This is a genomic window from Croceibacterium aestuarii, from assembly GCF_030657335.1.
Taxonomy (GTDB): domain Bacteria; phylum Pseudomonadota; class Alphaproteobacteria; order Sphingomonadales; family Sphingomonadaceae; genus Croceibacterium_B; species Croceibacterium_B aestuarii.
The window spans coordinates 1,799,055-1,808,029 of the sequence record NZ_CP131039.1 but is presented as its reverse complement, the minus strand read 5'-3'; the positions used below and the strand labels follow the sequence as shown (position 1 = coordinate 1,808,029).

Here is an 8,975-nt window from a genome sequence, read left to right as displayed (position 1 = left end):
CATAGGGAAACCGCCATGGCCGAAACCGATCTCGACGAGCTGGAAGCGGGCACCGCCGGCGCGGCCGAGGAAGAACAGCTCGACGAGGAGAACCGGCTCAAGCCCGAGTTCGTCCGCAGCGTCCGGGACGCGCTCGAGGAGGGCGACGACGGCCGGGCCTACGATCTGGTCGAACCGCTCCACCCGGCCGACATCGCCGACCTGCTCGAGCTGCTCGAGCCCGAGGACCGGAGGAAGCTGGCCGCGGCGATAACCGACCTGCTGTCGGGCGAAGTCATTTCCGAGCTCAACGACTATGTGCGCGAGGACATGGTCGAGGCGCTGCCCGCCGCGGCGGTGGCGGAAATCGCCGAACAGCTCGACACCGACGACGCGGTGCAGCTGATCGAGGACCTCGACCACGCCGACCAGCAGGCGATCCTCGCGGAAATGGAGCCCGAGGACCGCGCGGCGATCGAGAGCGCGCTGGCCTACCCGGAGGAAACCGCCGGCCGCCTGATGCAGCGCGAGCTGGTCGCGGTGCCCGAACACCTGACCGTGGGCGACGTCATCGACTTCATGCGCGAGCACGACGAGCTGCCGACAGAGTTCTGGGAAATCTTCATCGTCGACCACAAGCACCACCCGATCGGGACATGTGCGCTGTCGTGGATCCTGCGCGCGCCGCGCCATATCCAGCTGGCCGACGTGATGAAGCGCGACCAAACGCTGATCCCCGTCGGCATGGACCAGGAAGAGGTCGCACTGCGTTTCCAGAAGTACGCGCTCATCTCGGCCGCCGTGGTCGACGAGAGCGGGCGGCTGGTCGGCCAGCTGACCGTCGACGACATCGTCCACATCATTTCCGAAGAAGCGGGCGAGGACACGCTCCTGCTCTCCGGCGCCGGCGAGGGCGACATCAACGAACCGATCCGCGACGCCTATGCGGCGCGCGTGCGATGGCTGATGGCCAACCTGGTGACCGCATCGGTCGCCTCGTTCGTGATATCGCGCTTCGAGAACGTCATCGCGCAACTTGTCACGCTGGCCGTGCTCATGCCGATCGTCGCCGGGATCGGCGGCAATGCCGGTACCCAGACGCTCGCCGTCACGGTCCGCGCACTGGCGACGAATCAGCTGACCAGCAGCAACACCTTGCGCGCTGTCCGCCGCGAGATTTCGATTGCGCTGCTCAATGGGCTGAGCGTGGCGCTGGTCATTTCGCTCGCGGTCTCGTGGATCTTCGGCGACTGGCATCTCGGGGCGGTGATCGGGCTTGCGATGCTGGCCAACATTCTCATCGCCGGAGTCGCCGGAGTCGTGGTGCCGCTGACGCTCGAACGCACGGGCGCAGATCCCGCCATCTCCTCCTCGATATTCGTCACCATGACCACCGATTCGATGGGTTTCCTGGTGTTTCTGAGCCTGGCGGTGGCGACCGGGTTGGTCGGCTAAGGTGACAGACATGGACCGGCTGTTACACGGTCCAGAGGCAAAAAATTCGCGCTGCGCAAGCGCCGCCGCGATGCGCCTCGTCTCCCAGAAATTCAGCGTGCTTTCGGTCATGTGAAACCCCGCTGGCACATCGGCGGGGTTGTAGGAAAGCGGGGTGCGCGAAAAATTTGATGTTAGTTGGACTAACATAAAGCTTGCGCCTTTCAAATTTCATGTTAGTACGGCTCACATGAATGAGCAGACAGACACTCGCGCCTATCGCCAGACCGCTCGCGCCAAAGCGGCGGAGCAGACGGGCGAACGCATCATCGCCGCCTTCCTTGCGCGCATGCGCGGCGGCTGGTTCGAGGAAATCCGCCTCGAAGACGTCGCCGCCGATGCCGCGGTCAGCGTGCAGACCGTCATCCGCCGTTTCGGCGGCAAGGAAGGCCTGCTCGACGCCTCGCGCAACCGCATGCGCGACGACATCCTGGCAGCGCGCCAGCTTCCGTCCGGCGACGTAGGGCGCGCGCTGGAAGCGATCATTGCCGAATACGAGGCGCACGGCGAACTCATGATGCGGGCGCTCGCGCAGGAAGATCGCTATCCGCAGATCAAGGGCATGACCGACGAAGGCCGGACGACACACCGCGAATGGGTCGGCGCAGTCTTCGCTCCGTGGCTCGCTATCCTCGAGCCCGGCGCACGCTGCCGTGCGCACGATCGCCTGGTCATCGCGCTCGATCTCTATGTCTGGAAGCTCCTGCGCGTCGACATGAAGCGCAGTCTCGCCGAATTGCGCCGCGCCATGCTCGAAATGGCCGCGGCCGCGCTCGCCACCACCCCGCAGGCCCTGATCCAGGCCCGTATACCGGAGAACACCGATGCTTGATCCCCATCCACGCCGCAAGTTCCTCGTCACCACCTGGGAAGGCGGCGGCTCGGTCGGCCCGGCTCTCACCGTCGCGCGCAAGCTCATCGATGCCGGTCACGACGTGCGCGTGATGAGCGACGCGTGCAACCGCCCCGAAAGCGAGAGAACCGGCGCGCGCTTCGTTCCCTGGACCCGCGCGCCCAGCCGCACCGACCGCCATCGCGACAGCGAGATCGTCCGCGACTGGGCCGGCGCGACCCCGGCCGAAGGGCTCGGACAGGTGTTGAGGGACGTCACCGCCGGCCGCGCGGTCGACTACGCCGAAGACCTCCTGGCCGAGCTGCGGCGCGAACCTGCCGACCTCGTCGTGGGCAGCGAACTTCTCCTCGGCGTCGAACTCGGCTGCGAGGTCGCCGGCCAGCCCTGCGCGGTGCTCGCCTGCAATTCGATCATGTTCCCGATAACCGGGGCGCCCCCGGCGGGCCCGGCCCTGACGGCAGATCAGCAGGCGGCGATGGCTCCCCTGTTCGAGCAGATGATGCGGGCGTTCGCCGAGGCCACGCAGGTCTTCAACGTCGCCCGCGCGCATTATGGCCTGCGCCCGCTCGGCAACATGTGGGACCAGGTCCTGGTCGCCAGGAAGACCCTGCTCGGCGTCAGCCGCACGTTCGACTTCGCCCCCGCCGACACAGGCGACCATTTCACCTACGTCGGCCCGCAGCTCGACGAGGCGACATGGACCGAACAATGGCAGTCACCCTGGCCCGAAGACGACGCTCGCCCGCTGGTCCTCGTCGGCTTCAGCACGACGTTCCAGAACCATGTCGGCGTGCTGCAGTGGGTGATCGACGCGCTTGCCAGCTTCCCGGTCCGCGTGCTGGTGACGCTCGGCCCGACGATCGCCGCCGAGGAACTCTCCCCCGCCGCCAACACCGCTCTGGTGCCCAGCGCCCCGCACGGCGCGGTGATGCGCGAAGCGGCGCTGGTGGTGACCCACGGCGGCCATGGCACGGTTGCCCGCGCGCTGCTGCACAGGCTGCCGCTGCTGGTGATCCCCCACGGCCGCGACCAGAACGGCAACGCCATGCGCATCGCCGCGCACGGCGCCGGCATGATGCTGCCCCCTTCGGCCGGGACCGGCGAGATCGCCGCGGCGATCGGCGCCTTGCTGGGCGACCCCGCCTTCGCCGCAGGCGCGCGCGCACTTGGCGAGGCGGTCGAGCGGGAAACCCGCGAATCCGACGTGGTCGAACAGCTCGAGGCGCTCTGCTACCCCGTCTTCGCCTGAGGACAACTCGCGCTTGCGGCGCGGCCGAGGAACCCTATCTCGGCCCCATGCCGCTGCACATGACCAAGATCGCCTATACCTCGAAGACGATCGAGGTGCTGCGCGAGTGGGTCGAGGCGGACGACGAGGCGCTCATGACCACCCGCTACTTGCCCAAGCGGCACGCGGAGATGATCGGCGGATCGCTCTACTGGATCATGAACCATGCGCTCGTGGCGCGCTGCGAAATCCTCGGTTTCGAGCAGCGGCCCGACGGGCGCTGGACGATCCGGCTCGAAGGCAAGCTGCGGCTGGTCGAGCCGCGCCCCAAGCGCGCGCATCAGGGCTGGCGCTATCTCCAGGACGCCGATGCCCCTCGCGATCTCGACGCCGGTGAGGAGCAGGGCGATCTGATCCCGGGCAAGCTTCTCGGCAAGCTCAACAAACTCGGTCTGGTCTAGGAACATCGCCCTGCCCTCTCCCGTTGACCGGGAAAGGAGACATGCCATGCCCGAACGCCAATCGCGCCACCCGGACAACGAACTGATCGACGAAATGCAGGAGCAGTCGCTCGGCGGCGCACAGCAGAGCCGCAGCGGCGGCGAGGTCAATCGCCGCGTCGGCACGCGTGCCGACCTCAAGCGCGCCGAGGGCAAGCTCACCGGCGACGAGGTCGAAACCGCCGTCGGCAGCGACAATCCCGAGCAGGACGCCCGCAAGGGGGACAAGACCTTCGAGAAGATTCGGAACGGCAAGCAGAACGGCTGAGCCTTCGCCGCGGAGCACCCGGAACAACGCGGCACGGCTGCGTTTAGTCTCCGGCAATGCAGGAAAACGTACAGTCCATCGCGCTGGGTCAGCAACTCGCCGCGGCAGCCGGGATGATGCTGGCGATGACGGTGACCCATGCGCTCGGTCTGACGGCGGCAACGCGCTTTCTGGGTTTGCGCCGCGAGCGACTCGAGGAACTGCACTTCGGCGTGCACGGCCTTGCGCTCATGTGCGGTTCGGGCCTGTTTCTTCTCCTGCTGCATACGCTGGAAGTGGCCGCTTTCGCCGGCTTCTATCTTGCCATCGGGGCGATGCAGACCGTCGAAGAAGCGCTTTACTACTCGGCGTCGGCCTATACCACGCTGGGCAGAACGGCCGAGTACTTCCCCGATAGCTGGCGCCTGATGAGCGCGATCGAGGCGCTGATCGGCTTCCTCCTCATAAGCTGGTCGACCGCCTTTATCGTCAGCAAGGCCAACCGGCTCATGCCCGACTAGCAAAGGGCGTTCATCCCCTCGAGCAGGACCGTTCCGGCCTGCTCCCGGTCGTCAGGCTTGCGGAGGGCGGCGGCGGGCCGCAATGGCGCGGACATGACGATCGACAAACCGCTCGAAGAAGAACGCGCCCGCCTGCGGCTCAGCAGCCGTTGGCTCCAGGGCGACGGCCCCAGCAACCCGGCCGACGAGTTGGAGGCCGTTTGCGCCTGGCTGCGCGAACACGGCGACACGGTCACGGATTTGGGGGTCGAGCCCGGTCTGGCACCCGACATCTATGGCACCGGCGCGCTGGTCGAAGACTTCGAGGCCGAACTCGCTGCGCTGTTCGGCATGCCCGCCGCGCGGTTCATGCCCTCGGGCTGCATGGCCCAGCCGATCGCGCTGCGGATCTGGAGCGATCGGGACCGCAACCCCGTGACCGCGTTTCACCCTACCTCGCACCTCGAGCTGCACGAGGAACACGGCTACCGCGAACTGCACGGGCTGACCGCACACCTGGTCGGCGATCCGGCACGTCCGACGACGGCTGCCGACGTGGAGGCGCTGCTCGAACCCGGCGGCGCGGCGCACGAGACCGGCATAGCCAGCCTGCTGATCGAATTGCCGGCACGCGAGATCGGCGGCCAACTCCCTTCGTGGGACGACCTGGCCGAGCTGAGCCAATTGTGCCGCGAGAATGGCATCAAGCTGCACCTCGACGGCGCGCGCGTGTGGCAGGCCGCGCCCGCCTATGGCCGCCCGCTGGCCGAGATCGCCGCGCTGTTCGATTCGATCTACGTCTCGTTCTACAAGGACGTGGGCGCCCTGCCCGGCGCCATGCTGCTCGGGCCGCGAGACTTCATCGACGAGGCGGCGGTGTGGCAGCGGCGGCAGGGCGGCACGCTCTACACCGCGGTGGCCAATATCGTCTCCGCCCGCATGCGGCTCGGCGATTGCCTCGCACGCATGCCCCGCCTGATCGGACGCGCCCGCGAGGTCGCCGCGCTGTTCAGCGGCCACGAGTGCATCGGCGTCCTCCCCGACCCTCCGCACACCAGCATGTTCCACCTCCGCCTGCAGGGCGAGGTGGAGGACCTGCTGCTCGCCCGCGATCACGTGGCGCGCGAGACCGGCATCTGGCTGTTCGGGAAGCTCAAGCCGGTGAGCGAAGGCGTGGCCGGCACCGAACTGTCGATGGGCGCGGCCAGCCTCGCGCTCGGCGACGAGGAACTGGCGGCGGCCATCGACTTGCTGCTGGCGTTCAGGCCGTCTCGGCCAGCTCAGCAACCTTCCTGATGGTCGCAGCAAAGACCTCGGGCTCCTGCGCGCCCGGGACCAGGTAGCGGCCGGCGAAGACGAAGCTCGGGACCGAATTGATCCCGCTTTCGAGGCCGCGCTTTTCCTCCAACCGCGTGGCGATGGCGAGCGCCTCATCGTCGAGCGCGGCAGCGGCGGCGGCCCGGTCGAAGCCCTGTTGCTCGGCGATGTCGAGCAGCGTCTCGCGCTCGCCCACCGGCCGGTGCTGCTGGAAGTGTGCCTCGAGCAGCGCCACCTTGAGCCGGGTCTGCGCCTCCGGACCGGCGCTGGTCAGCGCCCAGCGCAGCAGCTTGTGCGCCTCGAAGGTGTTCCACATCATCGCCGGCTCGCCGTCGTCGTCGGTAAAGCGCATCGGGAAGCCCACCTCCGCGGCGCGCTTTTCCATGCCCTGCTGCATCTCGCGGATCTGTTCGGGCGTGCGCTGGTAGACCTTGCCCACGTGTTCGGCCTGGCTGCGGCCCTCCGGGGGCATGTCGGGGTTGAGTTCGAAGGGCATCCACCGCGCCTCGACCTCGATCTCCCCGTCGAGCGCCTTCACCGCCTTGGCGAACTGGGCGTAGCCGATGGCGCACCACGGGCACATCACGTCGGACCAGATGTCGACCATCACCTTCGGTTTGTCGCTCATGCGGTTTTCTCCAGCCACCAGGCCATCAGGTGGTATGCCACCGCCATGGGGGGTGGCGGGATGAATGTCGGGCTGTCCTCGCCCTTCTCGAACGCCTCGGCCACTTGGGCGCGGGTGAACCAGCGAGCATCGGCAAGCTCGGTCGTGTCGATGTCGAGTGTATCATCGTCTGCGTGGGAATGGCAGGCGATCATCAGCTGGCTCGGAAAGGGCCACGGCTGGTTCATCACGTACTGCACGTCGCGCACCTTCACCCCCGCCTCTTCCAGCACCTCGCGCGCGACCGCTTCCTCGATCGTTTCGCCCGGCTCGATGAAACCGGCGAGCGCCGAATAGCGCCGTTCTGGAAAGCGCGAGTTGCGCCCGAGCAGGATACGCCCCTCGTGCTCGACCAGCATGATCGCGACCGGATCGGTGCGCGGGAAATGCTGCGCCTTGCAGGCCGGGCAATCGCGCTGCCAGCCGCCCTTGGCGAGACGCGTGGGCTCACCGCACTGGGCGCAGAACCGGTGCCGCGCGTGCCAGTCGAGCAGGCTGCGCGCCCCGCCGTAGAGCGCGAGGTCGTCGAGCCCGAGGTGGGCGAGCGCGGCAAAGGTCTCGCGCCGGGCATAGGCCGGGTCCGGATCGCCGCCTTCGGGCACGGCGCCGAAGCACGCCTCGCCGCCCAGCAGGCCGAGGAACACCAGCTCTGCGCCCTCGCCCGCTTCGGCCAGCGTGGTCCACTGCAGGCGGTCGCCCTCGCGCAGGGGGATGAGGCCGTCGAGCTTGAGCAGCTTCGCCTCCGGCACAGCCAGCGCAGCGAGACGCTCGGGGTCGGCGCGGACATGGTCGGCACGGTCGAGCGGGTGCCCGGAGAACGCAAGCCTCATGCGCGCCCCTGGGCCGCCAGGTCGGCAAGGATCGCGGCAGGAAATTCGTCGAGCAGGTTGTATTCGAACGAGGGCATGTACTGGGTGAACAGCCCCGCGCGCAGGCCGCGCTTGAAGTCGACGAAGCCGAGCGTGCCCGCCGCTCCCGCCCAGCCGTAGACGCCCTCCTGCATCCCGCGCCCGACCCGGCCGAGCGCGCCGAAGCCCCACTTGGTGCCGTAGTCCTCCTGCCCGAGCAGCGTATCTGGCAGCAGATCGGAAGTCCCGACCCGTACCGCCAGCTCGCCCATAACCCGCCTGCCCCGCGTTTCTCCGTATCCCAGCAGCATGGCGAGGAAGCGGTCGTAGTCGAGCGGGGTCGAGGCGAGGCCCGAACCGCCCATCGGGAAAGGGATAGGATCGAAGAAGATCGAATCCGAACCGAGGTCGATCGGTAGCAAGTTGCCCTTGGCCAGCAGGTAGCTGGTGGTCATCCGCGACGCCTCGGCGCGGGGGACCTGGAACCAGGTGCTGTCCATCGCCAGCGGATCGAAGAACCGTTCGCGCAGGAAAGCATCGAACGGCTGGCCGCTGACGACTTCGATGACCCGCCCGAGCAGGTCCGCAGCCATCGAGTACGACCAGTGCTCGCCCGGCTGGTAGACCAGCGGCATTTCGGCCAGCCGGTCGGCGAAGACGTCGAGCCCGTGCACCGCGGTGCCGCGGAACACCGGGAGGTTCTGCAGCTTTGTGACGAGGCCCGGCACCACCCCGCGGGCCTTGAACGCCTCGGCAATCGGCCCGCTCTGGACGATGCCGTAGCCGAGCCCGGCGGTGTGCGTCAGCAGCTGGCGAATCGTGATCGCGCGCTTCGCCGGTTCGAGGTTGTCGGGCGTGACCGGGCCATCGTAGGCCTTCTGCACCTGCATGTGCTTGAACCTGGGCAGGATTTCGTAGAGCGGCTGGTCGAGCCCGAGCTTGCCCTCGTCGATCAGCTGCATCACCGCCATGCCCGTGATCGGCTTGGTCATCGAATAGATGCGATAAATGCTGCTGGCATCCGACGTGCGCGCCTGCCCGAGCGTGTCGACGCCGCCGGCAAGCACGGTCGGCGCGTCCTGCCCGAACCCGAGCACGACCACCATGTTGGCGACCTTGTGCGGATCGACGTAGTCCGAAATCAGTTTCGCCACATTGCGCCAGGGCGAATCCGCCGCCAGCAGCGGGGCACCGAAGGCGCTCACCGTGCCCAGTGCGGCGGCACTGCCGAGCCATTGCCTGCGGGTCAGATCGAACGGGGGCATCGCGACTCCTCTTGGCTGCGGGGCCCTCCCTAGCGGCAAATCCCCGGCTCGCGCCACGCCCTTGCAAGGGGGCGCTG

Annotated in this window: 10 protein-coding genes; 7 read left to right on the top strand and 3 right to left on the bottom strand. The window is 67.8% G+C overall.

What is annotated here, in order from left to right; genetic code table 11:
• Window positions 1-15: 15 nt before the first annotated feature.
• From mgtE to Q7I88_RS08820, 7 genes are all read left to right on the top strand, one after another.
• Entirely contained in the window at window positions 16-1,434 is a 1,419-nt protein-coding gene (gene mgtE / locus Q7I88_RS08850) for a magnesium transporter (protein ID WP_305095558.1), read from the top strand.
• Between the two features lie 229 nt (window positions 1,435-1,663).
• Complete coding sequence (locus tag Q7I88_RS08845; RefSeq protein ID WP_305095557.1) at window positions 1,664-2,305, top strand: TetR/AcrR family transcriptional regulator; 642 nt, start codon at window positions 1,664-1,666, stop codon at window positions 2,303-2,305.
• Complete coding sequence (locus Q7I88_RS08840) at window positions 2,298-3,575, top strand: nucleotide disphospho-sugar-binding domain-containing protein (RefSeq protein WP_305095556.1); 1,278 nt, start codon at window positions 2,298-2,300, stop codon at window positions 3,573-3,575. Before Q7I88_RS08845 ends, Q7I88_RS08840 begins: the two co-directional genes overlap by 8 nt.
• 47 nt (window positions 3,576-3,622) lie before the next feature.
• Window positions 3,623-4,015: a DUF1489 family protein gene (locus Q7I88_RS08835; RefSeq protein WP_305095555.1), complete on the top strand. Its 393-nt coding sequence runs from the start codon at window positions 3,623-3,625 to the stop codon at window positions 4,013-4,015.
• A 46-nt stretch (window positions 4,016-4,061) separates the two neighbouring features.
• Entirely contained in the window at window positions 4,062-4,322 is a 261-nt protein-coding gene (locus tag Q7I88_RS08830) for a hypothetical protein (RefSeq protein WP_305095554.1), read from the top strand.
• A gap of 56 nt (window positions 4,323-4,378) precedes the next feature.
• Complete coding sequence (locus tag Q7I88_RS08825; RefSeq protein WP_305095553.1) at window positions 4,379-4,822, top strand: hypothetical protein; 444 nt, start codon at window positions 4,379-4,381, stop codon at window positions 4,820-4,822.
• Between the two features lie 93 nt (window positions 4,823-4,915).
• Entirely contained in the window at window positions 4,916-6,097 is a 1,182-nt protein-coding gene (locus Q7I88_RS08820) for a threonine aldolase family protein (protein WP_305095552.1), read from the top strand.
• Here Q7I88_RS08820 and Q7I88_RS08815 read toward each other — a convergent pair.
• Genes Q7I88_RS08815 through Q7I88_RS08805 form a run of 3 tightly spaced genes read right to left on the bottom strand, consistent with a single transcriptional unit; the run spans window position 6,063 to window position 8,898 of the window.
• A complete protein-coding gene (locus Q7I88_RS08815) occupies window positions 6,063-6,746 on the bottom strand; it encodes a DsbA family oxidoreductase (protein WP_305095551.1) in 684 nt (227 codons plus the stop codon). The two genes, Q7I88_RS08820 and Q7I88_RS08815, sit on opposite strands and share 35 nt — an antisense overlap.
• Window positions 6,743-7,615 (bottom strand): NAD(+) diphosphatase, encoded by an 873-nt coding sequence (nudC, locus tag Q7I88_RS08810; RefSeq protein WP_305095550.1) that lies wholly within the window; start codon window positions 7,613-7,615, stop codon window positions 6,743-6,745. Before nudC ends, Q7I88_RS08815 begins: the two co-directional genes overlap by 4 nt.
• Window positions 7,612-8,898, bottom strand: coding sequence for a serine hydrolase domain-containing protein (locus Q7I88_RS08805; RefSeq protein WP_305095549.1), 1,287 nt, complete (start codon window positions 8,896-8,898; stop codon window positions 7,612-7,614). The genes nudC and Q7I88_RS08805 overlap by 4 nt, the downstream gene beginning before the upstream one ends.
• Window positions 8,899-8,975: the final 77 nt, after the last annotated feature.

Excerpts from the sequence above, each read along its gene's own strand:
- mgtE (WP_305095558.1), top strand. The coding sequence starts at position 16 with ATGGCCGAAACCGATCTCGACGAGCTGGAAGCGGGCACCGCCGGCGCG.
- Q7I88_RS08845 (WP_305095557.1), top strand. The coding sequence starts at position 1,664 with ATGAATGAGCAGACAGACACTCGCGCCTATCGCCAGACCGCTCGCGCC.
- Q7I88_RS08840 (WP_305095556.1), top strand. The coding sequence starts at position 2,298 with ATGCTTGATCCCCATCCACGCCGCAAGTTCCTCGTCACCACCTGGGAA.
- Q7I88_RS08835 (WP_305095555.1), top strand. The coding sequence starts at position 3,623 with ATGCCGCTGCACATGACCAAGATCGCCTATACCTCGAAGACGATCGAG.
- Q7I88_RS08830 (WP_305095554.1), top strand. The coding sequence starts at position 4,062 with ATGCCCGAACGCCAATCGCGCCACCCGGACAACGAACTGATCGACGAA.
- Q7I88_RS08825 (WP_305095553.1), top strand. The coding sequence starts at position 4,379 with ATGCAGGAAAACGTACAGTCCATCGCGCTGGGTCAGCAACTCGCCGCG.
- Q7I88_RS08820 (WP_305095552.1), top strand. The coding sequence starts at position 4,916 with ATGACGATCGACAAACCGCTCGAAGAAGAACGCGCCCGCCTGCGGCTC.
- Q7I88_RS08815 (WP_305095551.1), bottom strand. The coding sequence starts at position 6,746 with ATGAGCGACAAACCGAAGGTGATGGTCGACATCTGGTCCGACGTGATG.
- nudC (WP_305095550.1), bottom strand. The coding sequence starts at position 7,615 with ATGAGGCTTGCGTTCTCCGGGCACCCGCTCGACCGTGCCGACCATGTC.
- Q7I88_RS08805 (WP_305095549.1), bottom strand. The coding sequence starts at position 8,898 with ATGCCCCCGTTCGATCTGACCCGCAGGCAATGGCTCGGCAGTGCCGCC.